Origin of the sequence: Aliikangiella coralliicola (assembly GCF_007004725.1) — a bacterium.
Taxonomy (GTDB): domain Bacteria; phylum Pseudomonadota; class Gammaproteobacteria; order Enterobacterales; family Kangiellaceae; genus Aliikangiella; species Aliikangiella coralliicola.
Genome location: NZ_ML660162.1, coordinates 609,635 through 624,848, shown reverse-complemented (window position 1 = coordinate 624,848; position 15,214 = coordinate 609,635). Strand labels below are relative to the sequence as shown.

The window sequence follows — 15,214 nt, the reverse complement described above, 5'->3', positions numbered from 1 at the left end:
TGGGCTGAGTTAGCTTTTAACTCAGACGGGAATTAGCTATGCTTCGAAACATGAAATTGTCGAGTTTTAATTCCAAGGCCCTGATTGCCAACTTCATTATTTGGGCCGCATTCATCACCATTAGTTTATCTGCGTCAATTATTGATTCGGAACGAGCAGGCCACGAATTTAACTATTCTCTAAGAACAACAGGCTATCTGATCAGCTTTATACCCTGGATGTTTGTTACACCATTTTTTTATTGGGTACTTCAAAAGCAACAAAAACTTAAGCGACTATCAATTTTAAAAACCTCTTTATTTTTACTCATTGCCTGGGCCCCACTTGTCGCGTTTTTTGAAACTAAATCTTTTATGGTGATAAGAGACATCAGTGATCGATCGATGCTCGATATTGTGGTTCATCTGCCGATTTTTTACTGGGTCTATTGTCTGATGTTATTTTGTGCGGTGATGGGGGCTTGTCTCTCGCTCATTTACTACCAGAGATATGATGCCAATAAACTGGAAGCGTTAAAAATAAAGCAGGCAAATGTTGAGTTGGAACTTCAACTCAGCGAGCTAAGAATGAAGTCGCTGCAAACTCAGTTGGAGCCCCATTTCTTATTTAACTCACTCAATTCAATCGCTAGCCTGGTCAGGATCACCGAGAAAAAACAAGCGTTGACAGCCATAAAACAATTGAGTGACTTGCTGCGCTACGCAGTGGAAGCAAGCAGCCATAAGTTTGTTCCAATCGACAATGAGATCGACTTTGTTCAAGATTATTTATCGCTTCAATCATTGCGGTTTGACGATAAACTGTCAGTGGAATTTATCGACAAAAGAACTTCCCACAATCAAGAATGCCCACCATTTTTGTTACAAATTTTTGTCGAAAATGCGATTAAGCACGGTTTAGAGCGGTGCGGCGATTCGATGGATCTCATCATCAAAATTAGCGATTTAAATAACTCACTGACTTTATTTATTCAAAACACTCACCAACGAACACAAACTAAAACACGGGGCCTGGGTATAGGGCTCTCTAACTTAAAATCGCGCCTGGAAATTTTGTACCGTGACACAATTGAATTTAATACCTTTGAGACCTCTCAGCACTATACTGTAGAAATAGTTGTACCGGCTTTCGCCAAAGATGACTAGCAATAAATAGAAGTGTTTTGATTAAACTAATCACTTTTTCAATGACATAATTACACATTCAACACCACCAGAAAAATGGCAGAGCAACAAAAATATAAAGCACTAATTGTCGATGATGAGAGCTTAGCCAGAGCGAACATTGAATATTCACTGATGGAATTTAGTGATTGGTCGATTTGCGGTCAATGTAGCCGCGGCGACCAGGTATTAGACTCTGTCAAACAACAAGATCCTGATGTGGTTTTTCTCGATATTAAAATGCCGGGACTAGATGGTTTAAGCGTTTGTGAACAACTTCAACAACTAAACAAGCCGCCCTTAATTGTATTTGTAACTGCCTTCGATGTGCACGCGGTTGATGCATTCGAATTGTGTGCACTTGATTATCTCTTAAAACCCTTCGACGACGAACGCTTTGCCAAAACTATCGACAGGGTAGAAAAGCTATTGATCAACAACCATGATCAACAAGAACAAGTTAATCAACTCAAACAAGTATCAGCTCAACCAAATGAGAAATTGGAAACGCTCATCGTACGATCCGTTGGTAGGATTCAGTTGATTGCTATCGAAAAAATAAATTGGTTATCAACTGCCGGAAACTATGTTGAGCTACACCTGGATGATCAAATTATTTTACACCGGGTAAGTTTGAGTTATCTGGAAAAACACTTAACAACAGAGGATTTTTTTCGAATACATCGAACGGCGATGATCAGAATTTCCCAAGTAAATGAATTTTTGACGCTTGCCGATGGACAATATGCTGTCGTGTTAAAAACGGGAGAACAAGTTAGTGTAAGTCAAAGCTATAAAGAAAGACTTCTTTGTCGCCTTGGCATTGAATAGCAAAATTTCTCACTTCTGTCTCAGTAACAAAGCTCTCCCTAAAACTAAAATCGGCCGACATAATGCCGGCCGAATAAATCAATAGTTCAATCAAGTATCAGGTTAGCCTAAAAAGCATAAGTCCATTGCAACGAATAAGTTCTACCGAGTGGAGAATACATTCTTTGCTCAAAATAAGGCCATTGACCAAATCCACTAACCGGTGGCTCTTCGTCAGCCAGGTTTGAAACCATCAATGTGAAGGCATGTTCGTGGTACTGGTAATTCAATCGATAGTCCAGCTTAGTGAAATCTTCAACCTCAGTAGTTTCAGTTCCATGCGAACCGGTATAGTAAGCCGACAATACGTGCTCGAAATCACCTTGATCCCAGATCAAACTTGCATTAAACCGGTTTTCTGGAAATAAGTATTCACCGTCTAATTCTGTTCGACTATTCAGTGCTTTGTTATCCTGTTGTAATTTTAATAAGTGGGTAACGCTCATTTGTAATTCAACCGACTGGCTTAAACTCAGTCGCGATGTAATATCAATGCCCTGGGCTTTCTGGCTATCAATATTTAGAAAGGGATCCGTAACAAAGGCGATTGAGTTATCCGGGTTAAAGGTGATCAAGTTTTCATAGATCAAGTTGCCCGACTCATCAACGGCATTTAATATCGTGTTAACACCAAGATTGGTAATGATATCTTCAACATCAATCTGCCATAAATCGAATGACGCCATAAAGCGCTCATCGATATCAAACACTATACCTAAATTAAAACTCTCGGAAGTTTCAGCATCAAGGTCAGGATTCCCCTGAGTGACAAATGGAATAGTGCCTGCAGAGCCAGATACCTGATCGGTATGTAGTTCAAACAGATTAGGCGCGCGGAAACCAGTTCCCCATGAAGCTCTTACCAACAGAGTTTCATTAGGTGCATAACTAAAAGATACTTTAGGGTTAACGCTGGAGCCAAAGTCACTATAGTCGTCATAACGCACCGCCAGGTTAAGTTCTAGTTCCTCAGTTGCAGGAATAATAAACTCGGCAAACAATGCGGAAATATCTCTATCACCCCTGGCCGACGAATTACCAAGACCAACAACATTTCCGTCAATTATCGCCTGGTCAGAAGAGTCACGAATAAACTCTCGTCTGAATTCAATACCCGAAGCGAAATAAAGTGTACCACTCTCCAACTCCGCAAGTTCTCCAGATAGATTGCCCGATACCGATGAATGATAGCTTCGTCCGTCGTGATTAAATTGAGACGTATAGTTATCAATTTGCTGCTGCGATAGTGGATTAAATGGATTAATTTCTCCGTTATTAACCGCAGCGAATAGCGCATCACGATCGGTCACACTCATCCAGCCTTTAGAATAAACTTCTTTGACCTCTGTCAAACCGTGACTTAACGCTACATCATAATCGAAGTCGGAAATAAAACCTTCGATACCTGCCACAAAACGATAATTACGCGACTCTGTTTCAATTGTCTGAAGCCCTAGCTCAGAAAAACCTCGGCGATAAAACATATCTTCGGTCAGAGGGTTAATAGCAGAGTTAGCGGCGATAAAAAAGTCACCTCCAACCAAACCAAAAGGTACATCAGAACTTGTTTCAATCTGGTTAGCGCTAATACCTGCATAAAAAGTACTATCACCAAAATATTGATTCCATTTTACTGAAACAGAGGCCCTTTGATTTTCTGGAATAAGTTGGCGCAATTTCGCCCAGTCGTTGACACAAACCTGACCTTGAACATTATTGAGGAAACCTGCTGCGTTTTCTGTTCTCTCGCAGTTTTCAGCGGCGGTCGCCAATAAATTAGAGTTGGCGTCTGAAGTAATATAGGTTCCGGGAAAACTAAATGAGCTTAGGTCGCCCAATTGTAACCGCGAGCTTTCATCTAGATCTTCACCAAGCAACGCCTGGTAATCTTGTAATTCTGCGATCACAATCAAATCGTTAGAGTCGCCTGAAAAACCGCCAAGATAAGAAATAAAGTTACCGTTATAATTGGAATCTGACTGAGTCGTTTTTACAGCGATCTCACTACCTTTATGTTCACGTTTTGTGATCACGTTAACAACCCCAGAGATCGCATCTGAACCATAGACAGCTGAAGCGCCATCTTTTAAAATTTCGACGCTTTCAACTTCTGCCAATGGAATGATATTAAGGTCAACAAATGCAATATTTCCATCTTGGCCAAATGGGTAACTTGGCAATCGTCGTCCATCAACTAACACCAAAGTTCTGTCTGTTCGTAAACCTCTCAAATTATAGCTAGCGGCTCCAGGTGTGAAGCCACCTGTTTGTTGATTGTTTAAAGATGCGCCATTGCTATAAACAGTTGTCTGTAATAAATCAGCCAGGGTAGTGGCTCCTGAACGGGCAATTTCGTCTTTACTGATTATTACGAGAGGGGAAGATGATTCGTTATCGATGCGTTTTACATGAGAACCGGTGATAATAATTTTTTGCTGGTCGTCCTGCGTCATTTCGGCATACGTTGAAAAACTGGTTGCCGAAATACAGACTGACACAGCGAAAGAAACAGGATGAAACTTTCGCATTTGATATTACTCCATTGATTGGTAAGACTAAAAAATCGGGCAGGAGTATAAAGTAATTTTTTAGTGAGTCAACGCAATACTTTATTGAATTTACTTTTAATTTTTTGATCAATTGGAGTTCGTTTTTTTCAAAAAACATTTTTTGAAATTACTGTGCAGGAGTTCTCAAATACAGTTTTACTATTGTGAATTTTCTCTAAAAAAGACAAATCAAAAAAATAAAATTGTCTGACAGGATTGGAAGAAATAGACGACAAGATCAAAATTAAAAAACTAAAAAAATGGGAACAACCCACTAAAAAAAATATTTTAGTGGGTTATCGTCTCAAAGAATCAATTAACTGACAAATAATAGCCTTGCTTGGGTAAAGTCCTGATCTTGACTTGGGTCACACCCAAATCATTTAATTTTTTTCTTAGTTTGCAAACGCTATGGGTGACACCTTTCGCACCTGTATAATAGTTTCCATCCCAAACTTTTTCGATCAATTCTGATCGTGAAACTAATCGTGACTCATTGGCAACCATATGAAACAAAACTTCATTGAGTTTATTCCTCAAATAAATAGTTTGTGTACCTAGTGATAAACTTTGACTAGAAGCATCATAAATCAAATTGCCAATTAAAAACTGTTTCGATTCTAAGTGAGCAATATTGGGGTTGTACATAAGGGTTACTCCTCTATTTTTCTACGCTAGAATGACGTGCTTTGATTCCTGACAATAATTCAGTTTCAACACCCCACAAATTCATACTGATAACCTGAATGGGTTCAATACCAAAATCACCGAAGTAAGGGTACTTTTTGTATATGCGTTGAGCGATTTCTTGACGCTTATTTTTGATAAGGTGCGACTTGTCACTACTAAGATTTGCTTTATGCTGTATGGCATCTGAAACGCTTTTTCTTAGCAACTGAATATAATTAATTTGCTGGTCAATGATGGTGGTTCGTCCAGGTTCTCCATGACCTGTAAATAAAATGTTCTTTTCATATTCTTTCTTAATGTATTCCAGTTGGGATAATATCTTTTTAGAACGTCCCTCACCGAGATAGTAATGAACATGGTGCATAGTGGCGTCACCAGTAAAAAGCCACTTTTTCTGTGGTAAATAAATCAAGCTATTATTTTCGGATTCTCCCGCACCTAAATCATCTAACTGAAATTTTAAACCATCAATAACAACCACTTCTTTATGTTGCAGCGTTTTAGTAATACCGGTAAATCGCTTCTCAACTTTATCGCCAAACGGTTTTGAAAATGAGCTATTTAAAAATCGTTTAAGAGAACTTTCGAGTTTTTCAGCTGTTGTTTTCGAAGAATAAATTGGAAACTGGCCAAACTCATCTTTTAGCAATGCGAGTCCGGCGAAATGGTCGGGATGAGGGTGAGTAATAAACACCGCAGCCAGTGGTTTGTTAGTGGTCTTGATGATACTCGCGATTTTTTTCGCATCAGCAGGCAGTAATTGAGCATCAATCAGGACAATACTTTTTGTCGTTTCAATCCAGTAGGCATTCACCCCCCAGGCTGCGAGACTGGTGTATCGATTGACTTCAGCCCGCGGTGAGTTGCTCTCAACCACCTGACCAATCGTTACCTGGATTGAGCAGATGGATAGCAACAGGCAAAAAAGTATCTTCATAAATGACTCAATTAGATTAGATAGAGTCATTTTTGTACCTAATTGAGCTATGCCTAACAAGGCAGATGTGACCAGACAAGGGGACTATTTGATGAAATGCCCGATCCGGAGTTTGAGCAAATTAGCTCTTTCATTGTTATGGAGTGAGTTTGCGTAACAGCAGTACTCATCAAATCCTTGCTAGCCGACGCTATTATGCTGATTAAAGAAAAGATTAGTCTTAGATTGACGCGAGATTCTAGTTCGGACTCAATCTATTAACAATTGCTAGTCAAGATGAACCAGTTTATAAACTTGGATTACTAACCTTTTAATTTAACTGGATTAGTGTCGTCGGTTTCTTTCTATTTTGAGCCTTACTTATCTCAATTGAGTTATTCGTACCAATTTCTTCATTGCTCAAAATCACCTCTTTCGTGGACGAAGCCTGGCTGGCAGATAAAACTCCACACATAATAATTGTGGCTAACATGGCAATGATAGGTTTTAAAAGGGATAGTTTCATGACTGTTCACCCAAATTTAGGCATCTGAATATATAGTCGTAATGAAACCGGAAAAAGTTTGAATTTTTCTTTAATAAATATGAATTAGCCTGACTTTTACCTATTTATCTAAAATTTGGGCTTAAAAAACAAAAAAGGCGCTAAAAGCGCCTTTTCATAACTTTACCACTGACTCAGTAACTAATAGCTTACTTACCAACCTTCTTACGAATAGCCTGAATGGTTCGTAATTGAGCAACAGCTTCAGCTAATTCAGCCGCCGCTTTTGAGTATTCAATTTCTGAGTTTTGATCAGTCATTGCGGCTTCAGCTGCTTCTTTTGCGGCAATTGCTGCCGCTTCGTCCACATCATCAGCTCGCGCTGCAGTATCCGCAAGGATGGTAGTCACATGGGGTTGAACCTCTAACATCCCGCCGGAAACGTAGTAATGTTCTACTTTTCCATCGTGATCTGTGACTTTTACCGTCCCCGGCTTTAGCTTGGTCAGCAAAGGGGCGTGACCCGGAGTAATTCCCAACTCGCCTAATTCACCTGTTGCGACTAGCGAATCAACAGTACCAGAAAAAATCGACTTTTCTGCACTGACGATATCTAATTGAAATGTATACATATCCAATTTCCTAGGTTCTTAAGCTCAGTTTAAAGGGATTTAGCTCTTTCCACTGCCTCTTCGATAGTACCAACCATGTAGAAAGCTTGCTCTGGTAAGTGATCATACTCACCGTTAAGAATTCCCTGGAATCCGGCAATGGTATCTTTAAGAGATACGTATTTACCTGGAGAACCGGTGAAAACTTCTGCAACGAAGAATGGCTGTGATAAGAATCGCTGAATCTTACGAGCACGAGCAACCGTTTGCTTGTCTTCTTCAGAAAGCTCGTCCATACCAAGAATCGCGATGATATCTTTCAATTCTTTATAACGCTGAAGTACCGATTGTACGCCACGCGCAACGTCGTAGTGCTCTTGTCCGATAACTAACGGATCAAGCTGGCGCGAGGTTGAGTCTAGTGGATCAACCGCTGGGTAAATACCAAGCTCTGCGATTTGACGCGAAAGTACAACTGTCGCATCCAAATGAGCAAATGTTGTTGCAGGTGATGGGTCAGTTAAGTCATCCGCAGGTACATATACCGCTTGAACCGAAGTGATAGAGCCTGTTTTGGTTGAAGTAATACGCTCCTGAAGTACACCCATTTCTTCTGCAAGTGTAGGCTGATATCCTACCGCCGATGGCATACGACCAAGTAGTGCTGATACTTCTGTTCCAGCAAGTGTATAACGATAAATATTATCGATAAATAATAATACGTCACGACCTTCATCACGGAATTTTTCCGCCATGGTTAACCCAGTCAAAGCAACACGAAGTCTGTTTCCTGGAGGCTCATTCATCTGACCGTAAACCAGTGATACTTTGTCGATTACGTTTGAGTCAGTCATTTCATGATAGAAATCGTTACCCTCACGAGTACGCTCACCAACACCTGCAAATACAGAGAAACCAGAGTGCTCCGTTGCGATGTTACGAATTAATTCCATCATGTTTACGGTTTTACCAACACCCGCACCACCGAAAAGACCAACTTTACCACCTTTCGCAAATGGGCAAACCAAGTCAATAACTTTGATACCGGTTTCGAGCAATTCGTTAGCCGCAGCTTGATCTTCATATGAAGGCGCTTCACGGTGAATAGACATGCGTTCTTGCTCACCGATTGGACCTTTTTCGTCGATTGGGTTACCAAGAACATCCATGATTCGACCTAGTGTTTCTTGTCCAACAGGTACTGAAATTGGTGCGCCGGTATTGGTTACTTTCATACCGCGGCTCATTCCTTCAGAAGAACCCATAGCGATACAACGAACGATACCGTCACCAAGTTGTTGTTGTACTTCTAGTGTTAATTCACTGCCTTCAATATCAAGTGCATCATACACTTTTGGTACATCAGTCCGTGGAAATTCCACGTCGATGACAGCGCCGATGATCTCAACAATGCTACCGTTGCTCATTGTTTGTTCCTCTATTAATATTTAATCTTTAAATTCGTTAACTAAAAATCTCTGGCTTGTTACCGCAGTTATACTGCCGCAGCCCCACCAATAATTTCTGAGATTTCCTGAGTAATAGCCGCCTGACGAGCCTTATTATAAATAAGTTGCAAGTCATCAATAATATCACCGGCGTTGTCGGTTGCTGCTTTCATCGCAACCATTCGTGAGGCTTGCTCACATGCAATATTATCTACAACACCTTGATAAACCTGAGACTCGATGTAGCGAACTAATAACACATCTAAAAGCTCTTTAGCATCTGGCTCGTATATATAATCCCAGTGATGCTTTAGTTCATCTTCTTCATTTTTCTCGACAGGAAGAAGTTGATGAACTCGAGGCTCTTGAGTCATTGTATTGACAAATTCATTGTGGACGAGAAATAAACGGTCAATTCGGCCTTCATCAAAAGAATCCAACATGACTTTCACGGTACCGATAAGATCGGTAACTGTTGGTGCATCACCCAGATGAGATGTTTTAGCGACAACATTGCCACCAAAACGACTGAAGAAACCAGCAGCTTTTGAACCAATTAAACATAGATCAATTTCTACGTCTTGTTCTTGCCACTGTTGCATTGACTTCAAAGCATCTTTAAAAAGGTTAGTATTTAAGCCACCACATAATCCACGATCAGTCGAAACGATGATAAAACCAACACGCTTCACTTCTCGGTCAATGATGTAAGGATGTTTATACTCAGTGTGCCCCATACCCAGGTGTCCGATAACACCACGGATTTTTTCAGCATAAGGTTTGGTTGCTTCCATACGATCTTGCGCTTTACGCATTTTACTCGCAGCAACCATTTCCATCGCACTGGTAATTTTCTGAGTATTTTGAATACTTCCAATCTTGGTACGAATTTCTTTTCCGACCGCCATAGACTGTTCCCAGTAATTTAGTTAACGTTTCAATTTCACCCTTTCACATAAGAAAAGGGTTAGAGGGGAGGGAAGAATAAATTCAGCCCCTCACCACAAAAAACTACCAAGTAGCAGTTTCTTTAAACTTACGAATTGCAGCATCTAACTCAGCTTTAATTTCGTCGTTGTAATTACAAGTTTCGTTGATTTTATCCATCAAGGCTTTTTCATTGCTTCCCATATGGTCTTGTAATGCCGACTCAAAATCCTGAATTTTGTTTAACTCAATATCAGTTAAGTGTTTTTCTTCAGCTGCAAATAATGAAACAGCCATTTGCGCAACAGACATCGGTGCGTATTGGTTTTGTTTCATTAATTCAGTCACTCGCTGACCGTGCTCTAACTGCTCACGAGTCGCGTCATCAAGATCCGATGCAAACTGAGCGAATGCCGCCAATTCACGATACTGTGCAAGTGCCAAACGAACACCACCACCCAGTTTCTTGATAATTTTAGTTTGCGCTGCGCCACCAACACGAGATACCGAAAGACCCGCGTTAACCGCAGGGCGGATACCCGCATTAAATAAATCAGTTTCAAGGAAAATCTGACCGTCAGTGATAGAGATTACGTTTGTTGGTACAAACGCTGATACGTCACCCGCTTGAGTTTCGATAATTGGAAGCGCAGTTAAAGAACCAGTTTTACCTTTAACTCGACCGTCAGTAATCTTCTCAACATGCTCAGCATTAATTCTCGCAGCACGCTCAAGTAGACGAGAATGCAAGTAGAATACGTCACCAGGATAAGCTTCACGTCCAGGCGGACGACGAAGTAACAAGGAGATTTGACGATAAGCCCAAGCTTGCTTGGTTAAATCATCATAAACAATTAACGCATCTTCACCGTTATCACGGAAATATTCACCCATGGTACAACCAGAGAATGGTGCGATAAATTGTAGTGCCGCAGAATCTGAAGCCGCCGCTGCAACAACAATAGTGTGAGCCATTGCGCCGTGCTCTTCAAGCTTACGTACGATGTTAGCAATTGTTGATGCTTTTTGACCAACAGCAACATAAATACATTTTACACCGGTGCCTTTCTGGTTGATGATTGCATCAACAGCTAAAGCTGTCTTACCAGTCTGACGGTCTCCGATGATCAACTCACGTTGACCTCGACCAACAGGAATCATCGCGTCGACAGATTTATATCCAGTTTGAACTGGTTGATCAACCGATTGACGAGCGATTACACCCGGTGCGACTTTTTCTACAGGAGAGTAAGTTGCAGTTTCAATTGGGCCTTTACCGTCGATTGGATTACCTAGTGCGTCAACAACGCGGCCAAGCAAGGACTCACCTGTTGGTACTTCAAGAATACGACCGGTACATTTGGCTTTTTGACCTTCTACAATGTCAGAATAATCACCTAAAACTACCGCACCAACCGAATCACGCTCAAGGTTTAGTGCCAGGCCGTATTTTCCGCCAGGTAATTCAATCATCTCACCTTGCATAACTTCCGCAAGGCCATGAATTTTTAAGATACCGTCAGATACACTAACAATAGTACCTTCGTTTCGCGCTTCAGACACAACTTCAAAGTCGTTGATTCTTTGTCTGATTAATTCACTAATTTCTGATGGATTCAGTTGCATGCTCATGCTCTGTGTTCCTTATACGTTTAGAGTGTCAGACAATTTAGCCAGCTTACCGCGGACTGAACCATCAATCACTAAATCTTCTGCTTGAATAATCAAACCACCCAGAAGTTCTGCGTCAACATCAACGCTCACTTCAATTTGTCGGCCAAGCTTTGCCGCCAATTTTTCTTTTAGTTGAGTGATTTGCTGCTCATTTAACTCTGTCGCTGAAGTGATTTGCGCGTCTATTGTTTTTTCAAACTCGCTACGCAAAAAGTTAAATAACACTTCGATTTCAGGTAAAGCCAAGAGTCGCCCATTTCGTGCCAATAGTTTAATAAAGTTGGTGCCTTTATCATCCAACTTATCCTGACACACCTTAAGCATCGCGTCTCTTTGATCTTCTTTAGTAAAATGAGGGCTCGTTAATAGCTGTTGCATCGACTCATCGCTAATCACGCTAGCTGCAAAGCCCAGCATATCTGACCATTCAGCCAGTCGCTTTGCTTCTAATGCATGCTCAAACGCTGCTTTTGCGTATGGTCTTGCTAATGTTGTTAATTCAGCCATGGGCCACCTTCATTTCGGTTAAAGTTCAGCAACTAAGCTATCAAGAATATCTGCTTGCGCAGATGCATCGATATTGCGTTGAAGAATTTTTTCAGCGCCAGCTAAAGCTAACACAGAAACTTGCTTGCGCAGTTCTTCCCGAGCACGATGAACATCTTGTTCGATCTCTGCATGAGCACCGGCGATAATTTTATTCGCTTCGCTGCGCGCATCATCTTTTGCAGAATCTACGATTTCAGCGTGGCGCTTTTTCGCTTGCTCTAACAACTCGGCCGCTTTTTCTTTGGCTTCACGCATAGTTTCAGCAGCATGCTTCTTAGCCAACTCTAAATCGTGCTGGCTTTTATCTGCAGCTTCCAAACCTTCTCGGATTTTATCTTGACGCTCAGTGATAGCCGCATCTAGCAATGGCCAAATGTATTTCATTGTGAACCAGACGAAAAAAATCATCGCTATCGTCTGGCCAAACAGGGTTGCATTTATATCCACGGCAATCTCCTCTTAATGTCGGTTAAATTTAAAGACTTTGAGGGTGATTAACCTGCAGCAGTTGCTAACTGTGCTACGAAAGGGTTAGCAAAAGTGAAGAACAATGCGATACCAACACCGATCATGGCTACCGCATCCAATAGACCAACAACGATGAACATTTTAACCTGTAGCATAGGTGCTAATTCTGGTTGACGGGCAGCGCTCTCAAGGAATTTACCACCTAAAAGACCCATACCAATACCAACGCCAAGTGCGCCAAGACCGATAAGGATAGCTACTGCGATTGCGGTAAAACCGATTACTGTTTCCATTTTGTTCTCCTAATTAGGAATAGTTAAGTTTAAAGTTATTAATTAAAAGTATTAATTAGTGATCTTCATGCGCAAGGCTGAGGTAAACCACAGTCAGCATCATAAAGATGAAAGCTTGTAAGAAAATTACCAATAAATGCAATACGGCCCAACCAAAGTGAAGTGGTAACTGAACCCACCCCAAGAGCGCGATGAGTATGAAGATCAGCTCTCCCGCATACATATTACCGAATAGACGAAGCGATAAAGAAATTGGCTTAGCGATTAGAGCAGCCCCTTCCAATACTAAGTTGATTGGTATCGCTGCCCAATGATTAAAGGGGTTCATGGTTAGCTCTTTAGTAAATCCACCAACGCCTTTAACTTTAATGCTATAAAAAATGATTAGGATAAATACTGACAAAGACATGGCAAAAGTAATATTAACGTCAGTACTTGGTACGATTTTCAGGTAAGGGACGCCCATCCAGTGAGCAAGGCCAGGAATATAATCCACAGGAATCAGGTCCATTAAATTCATCAGGTAAACCCAGACAAAAATTGTCAGTCCCATCGGCGCTATCAGTTTATTCTTACCATGAAAGGTATCTTTTACATTGGTATCTACAAAGTCGATGATCAGTTCGATAAAGCACTGGAATTTACCAGGCACACCAGTAGTCGCTTTCTTTGCCGCACTACGGAAAATCCAAAGGAAAATTAATCCCAAACCAATCGAAAAACCCAAAGTGTCGACATTTAGTGCCCAAAAGTTCCCAGAACATAGTGTTGGGTTATCTGCGGTATTGAATGCCCAACCTGCCTCAGTAGAGCATGCTTGGAGGTTCTGGAGATGGTGCTTGATATAACCCGCACTTGTTTCTGCACTCATAAACTCATTATTCCTGTTATTAATGGGTTTTGATGATAATTGGCGCTAACCATTGGCTTAATAGCGCCACTACATAACCAGCTAAAGCAAAGATTTCAAATCCCGGCAATTGCCAAAATGCAACGGATATCAATCCGACTGCAAGAAATATCTTTATTGTTTCCCCTAAATAAAAAGCCCCAACCACCTGTTTGTTGGCTTGCGCTCCAGATTTAGAAAACGCTTTATAAACGAAAAAGCAATTCGCTAAAAAAACTGCCATTCCGCCCGATAGCAAAGCAACTGCTACCTTAAATTCTTTAATCAAACCGAAACATGAAACAAACGCTATGATTAGAGCCTGTATCATCAATAGTTTCTTGGCTTGTTGGTATCCGTGGCTTATTAAGGCTTGACTCATATATCAAAATTTCTCAGCAAATTTCGCCTCAATACAACCCGGACCTTTCGATTGGCCCTTTACGCCGGCTTCAGCCGCGCAAAAAACAACCATTTAAATGCGGCGCAAATTATAGAGATCAATGCCTTTATTGGCAAGTGATCAGCCGCTTTAATTCAGCGTAAATTATGCTTATTTACAACCAACCGGCTATGTTCTAATTCTGATTGCCATATTAAGTTGAGTAATGCTAATTATCGAAAACGATAAGCTCATGTTATTAAAGGGAATGTTGTCTAGTTTCTTCGGGCTTTCTAAGTACATTGGAACGAAGTGTAATTTTTAACCAGAGAATAACCAGTGATTACAAAAAGATTAAAAAATGATGATTTGTTGATTTTACCAATTTTGAATACAAAGGTTGTGGCGTAGCGTCATAATCAAATTCGATTGCGCGGTATTCAGATTGCTTGTTTGATACGTGATAGCTAGCGTTTTTTGATAAAAACCGGAGCCATTGCCAGGCTTAACGATCGGCGTCGCTACTAATCTGTTATCACTATTACTTCTGATAAGATTCTTTCATCGTTTTGGGGAGTTTTTCAATCGAAGTTCGCAACATTGTTCTGGGCATGTTTTGATAGTTTTTGTCTAGAAACTCGGTCAAAATGGATTCTTCCCGTTTACCAACTTCTTTTAGCATCCACCCAACCGCTTTGTGCATAAGATCTTCCTGATCATTAATGAGCACCTTGGCTAATTTAAGTGTGTCGTTAAAATCATTTTGTCTGATAAAGAAGTGAGTTGAAACAATGGCAATTCGCCGCTCCCAAAGAAGATTAGATTTAGCTAATTGGTAGAGTGGCTTCCTGTCACCTTCAAATAAATGTGCTCCAACTATTTTAGAGGCAGAACAATCAACTAAATCCCAGTTGTTAATACGCTGCGTATTATTTAGGTAGGTTTCGAACACCGCATTTTTAAGCTTTTCGTCCTTCGCTTTATATAATTCAACCAACATTAATAAAGCAAACATGCGAATTTCATGATAATCGTTGTTTAATAAAGATTCGCACAATGACAATTCTAGTGGTTTCAGTAATTTTACCTGTTCTCTTAATTGAGGTACGGTAATTCCCAATAGAAGATCGTGTTCGCCATAATCTCCTTTGCCAGACTTAAAAAACCTTTTTGATTTTTCAATGACTTCAGCATTTGCTAATTTCTCAAGTCGGGCAACCACCTCTTTATATTTCATTTTGCTTTTCCCTTGAGCCATCTCGCAACATGTTGCTTACTGC

Annotated in this window: 16 protein-coding genes; 2 read left to right on the top strand and 14 right to left on the bottom strand. The window is 40.6% G+C overall.

Going from position 1 to position 15,214, the window contains the following annotated elements; translation table 11 throughout:
* Positions 1-38: 38 nt before the first annotated feature.
* Both FLL46_RS08870 and FLL46_RS08865 read left to right on the top strand, forming a co-directional pair.
* Positions 39-1,145, top strand: coding sequence for a sensor histidine kinase (locus FLL46_RS08870; protein ID WP_142893126.1), 1,107 nt, complete (start codon positions 39-41; stop codon positions 1,143-1,145).
* A gap of 75 nt (positions 1,146-1,220) precedes the next feature.
* Positions 1,221-1,994 (top strand): LytR/AlgR family response regulator transcription factor, encoded by a 774-nt coding sequence (locus tag FLL46_RS08865; RefSeq protein WP_142893125.1) that lies wholly within the window; start codon positions 1,221-1,223, stop codon positions 1,992-1,994.
* 107 nt (positions 1,995-2,101) lie between these two features.
* On the opposite strand, the gene FLL46_RS08860 is transcribed toward FLL46_RS08865, so the two are convergent.
* From FLL46_RS08860 to FLL46_RS08795, 14 genes are all read right to left on the bottom strand, one after another.
* Positions 2,102-4,561, bottom strand: a complete 2,460-nt coding sequence (locus tag FLL46_RS08860) for a TonB-dependent receptor plug domain-containing protein (RefSeq protein ID WP_142893124.1) — start codon at positions 4,559-4,561, stop codon at positions 2,102-2,104.
* Positions 4,562-4,894: 333 nt separating this feature from the next.
* A complete protein-coding gene (locus tag FLL46_RS08855; RefSeq protein ID WP_142893123.1) occupies positions 4,895-5,230 on the bottom strand; it encodes a winged helix-turn-helix domain-containing protein in 336 nt (111 codons plus the stop codon).
* A 13-nt stretch (positions 5,231-5,243) separates the two neighbouring features.
* A complete protein-coding gene (locus tag FLL46_RS08850; protein WP_142893122.1) occupies positions 5,244-6,239 on the bottom strand; it encodes an MBL fold metallo-hydrolase in 996 nt (331 codons plus the stop codon).
* A 280-nt stretch (positions 6,240-6,519) separates the two neighbouring features.
* Positions 6,520-6,714: a hypothetical protein gene (locus tag FLL46_RS08845; RefSeq protein ID WP_142893121.1), complete on the bottom strand. Its 195-nt coding sequence runs from the start codon at positions 6,712-6,714 to the stop codon at positions 6,520-6,522.
* A gap of 188 nt (positions 6,715-6,902) precedes the next feature.
* Positions 6,903-7,325, bottom strand: a complete 423-nt coding sequence (locus FLL46_RS08840; protein ID WP_142893120.1) for a F0F1 ATP synthase subunit epsilon — start codon at positions 7,323-7,325, stop codon at positions 6,903-6,905.
* 29 nt (positions 7,326-7,354) lie between these two features.
* Entirely contained in the window at positions 7,355-8,731 is a 1,377-nt protein-coding gene (atpD, locus tag FLL46_RS08835) for a F0F1 ATP synthase subunit beta (protein ID WP_142893119.1), read from the bottom strand.
* 68 nt (positions 8,732-8,799) lie between these two features.
* Positions 8,800-9,660 carry a F0F1 ATP synthase subunit gamma gene (atpG, locus tag FLL46_RS08830; protein ID WP_142893118.1) on the bottom strand — a complete coding sequence of 287 codons (861 nt, stop codon included), beginning with the start codon at positions 9,658-9,660 and terminating at the stop codon, positions 8,800-8,802.
* Positions 9,661-9,763: 103 nt separating this feature from the next.
* Positions 9,764-11,305: a F0F1 ATP synthase subunit alpha gene (atpA, locus tag FLL46_RS08825; RefSeq protein ID WP_142893204.1), complete on the bottom strand. Its 1,542-nt coding sequence runs from the start codon at positions 11,303-11,305 to the stop codon at positions 9,764-9,766.
* Positions 11,306-11,323: 18 nt separating this feature from the next.
* Positions 11,324-11,860 carry a F0F1 ATP synthase subunit delta gene (locus FLL46_RS08820; RefSeq protein WP_142893117.1) on the bottom strand — a complete coding sequence of 179 codons (537 nt, stop codon included), beginning with the start codon at positions 11,858-11,860 and terminating at the stop codon, positions 11,324-11,326.
* 18 nt (positions 11,861-11,878) lie between these two features.
* Positions 11,879-12,349 carry a F0F1 ATP synthase subunit B gene (locus FLL46_RS08815; protein ID WP_142893116.1) on the bottom strand — a complete coding sequence of 157 codons (471 nt, stop codon included), beginning with the start codon at positions 12,347-12,349 and terminating at the stop codon, positions 11,879-11,881.
* Positions 12,350-12,396: 47 nt separating this feature from the next.
* Positions 12,397-12,663: a F0F1 ATP synthase subunit C gene (atpE, locus tag FLL46_RS08810; RefSeq protein WP_142893115.1), complete on the bottom strand. Its 267-nt coding sequence runs from the start codon at positions 12,661-12,663 to the stop codon at positions 12,397-12,399.
* A gap of 55 nt (positions 12,664-12,718) precedes the next feature.
* Positions 12,719-13,534, bottom strand: a complete 816-nt coding sequence (gene atpB, locus FLL46_RS08805) for a F0F1 ATP synthase subunit A (RefSeq protein WP_142893114.1) — start codon at positions 13,532-13,534, stop codon at positions 12,719-12,721.
* 19 nt (positions 13,535-13,553) lie between these two features.
* On the bottom strand, positions 13,554-13,883 hold the full coding sequence (locus tag FLL46_RS08800; RefSeq protein ID WP_281281955.1) for an ATP synthase subunit I: 330 nt from the start codon (positions 13,881-13,883) through the stop codon (positions 13,554-13,556).
* Positions 13,884-14,475: 592 nt separating this feature from the next.
* On the bottom strand, positions 14,476-15,171 hold the full coding sequence (locus FLL46_RS08795) for a DNA alkylation repair protein (protein WP_142893112.1): 696 nt from the start codon (positions 15,169-15,171) through the stop codon (positions 14,476-14,478).
* Between the last annotated feature and the right edge of the window lie 43 nt (positions 15,172-15,214).

What these genes read in the sequence shown, in the direction of transcription:
- FLL46_RS08870 (WP_142893126.1), top strand. Translation starts at nt 39, where the DNA reads ATGCTTCGAAACATGAAATTGTCGAGTTTTAATTCCAAGGCCCTGATT.
- FLL46_RS08865 (WP_142893125.1), top strand. Translation starts at nt 1,221, where the DNA reads ATGGCAGAGCAACAAAAATATAAAGCACTAATTGTCGATGATGAGAGC.
- FLL46_RS08860 (WP_142893124.1), bottom strand. Translation starts at nt 4,561, where the DNA reads ATGCGAAAGTTTCATCCTGTTTCTTTCGCTGTGTCAGTCTGTATTTCG.
- FLL46_RS08855 (WP_142893123.1), bottom strand. Translation starts at nt 5,230, where the DNA reads ATGTACAACCCCAATATTGCTCACTTAGAATCGAAACAGTTTTTAATT.
- FLL46_RS08850 (WP_142893122.1), bottom strand. Translation starts at nt 6,239, where the DNA reads ATGACTCTATCTAATCTAATTGAGTCATTTATGAAGATACTTTTTTGC.
- FLL46_RS08845 (WP_142893121.1), bottom strand. Translation starts at nt 6,714, where the DNA reads ATGAAACTATCCCTTTTAAAACCTATCATTGCCATGTTAGCCACAATT.
- FLL46_RS08840 (WP_142893120.1), bottom strand. Translation starts at nt 7,325, where the DNA reads ATGTATACATTTCAATTAGATATCGTCAGTGCAGAAAAGTCGATTTTT.
- atpD (WP_142893119.1), bottom strand. Translation starts at nt 8,731, where the DNA reads ATGAGCAACGGTAGCATTGTTGAGATCATCGGCGCTGTCATCGACGTG.
- atpG (WP_142893118.1), bottom strand. Translation starts at nt 9,660, where the DNA reads ATGGCGGTCGGAAAAGAAATTCGTACCAAGATTGGAAGTATTCAAAAT.
- atpA (WP_142893204.1), bottom strand. Translation starts at nt 11,305, where the DNA reads ATGCAACTGAATCCATCAGAAATTAGTGAATTAATCAGACAAAGAATC.
- FLL46_RS08820 (WP_142893117.1), bottom strand. Translation starts at nt 11,860, where the DNA reads ATGGCTGAATTAACAACATTAGCAAGACCATACGCAAAAGCAGCGTTT.
- atpE (WP_142893115.1), bottom strand. Translation starts at nt 12,663, where the DNA reads ATGGAAACAGTAATCGGTTTTACCGCAATCGCAGTAGCTATCCTTATC.
- atpB (WP_142893114.1), bottom strand. Translation starts at nt 13,534, where the DNA reads ATGAGTGCAGAAACAAGTGCGGGTTATATCAAGCACCATCTCCAGAAC.
- FLL46_RS08800 (WP_281281955.1), bottom strand. Translation starts at nt 13,883, where the DNA reads ATGATACAGGCTCTAATCATAGCGTTTGTTTCATGTTTCGGTTTGATT.
- FLL46_RS08795 (WP_142893112.1), bottom strand. Translation starts at nt 15,171, where the DNA reads ATGAAATATAAAGAGGTGGTTGCCCGACTTGAGAAATTAGCAAATGCT.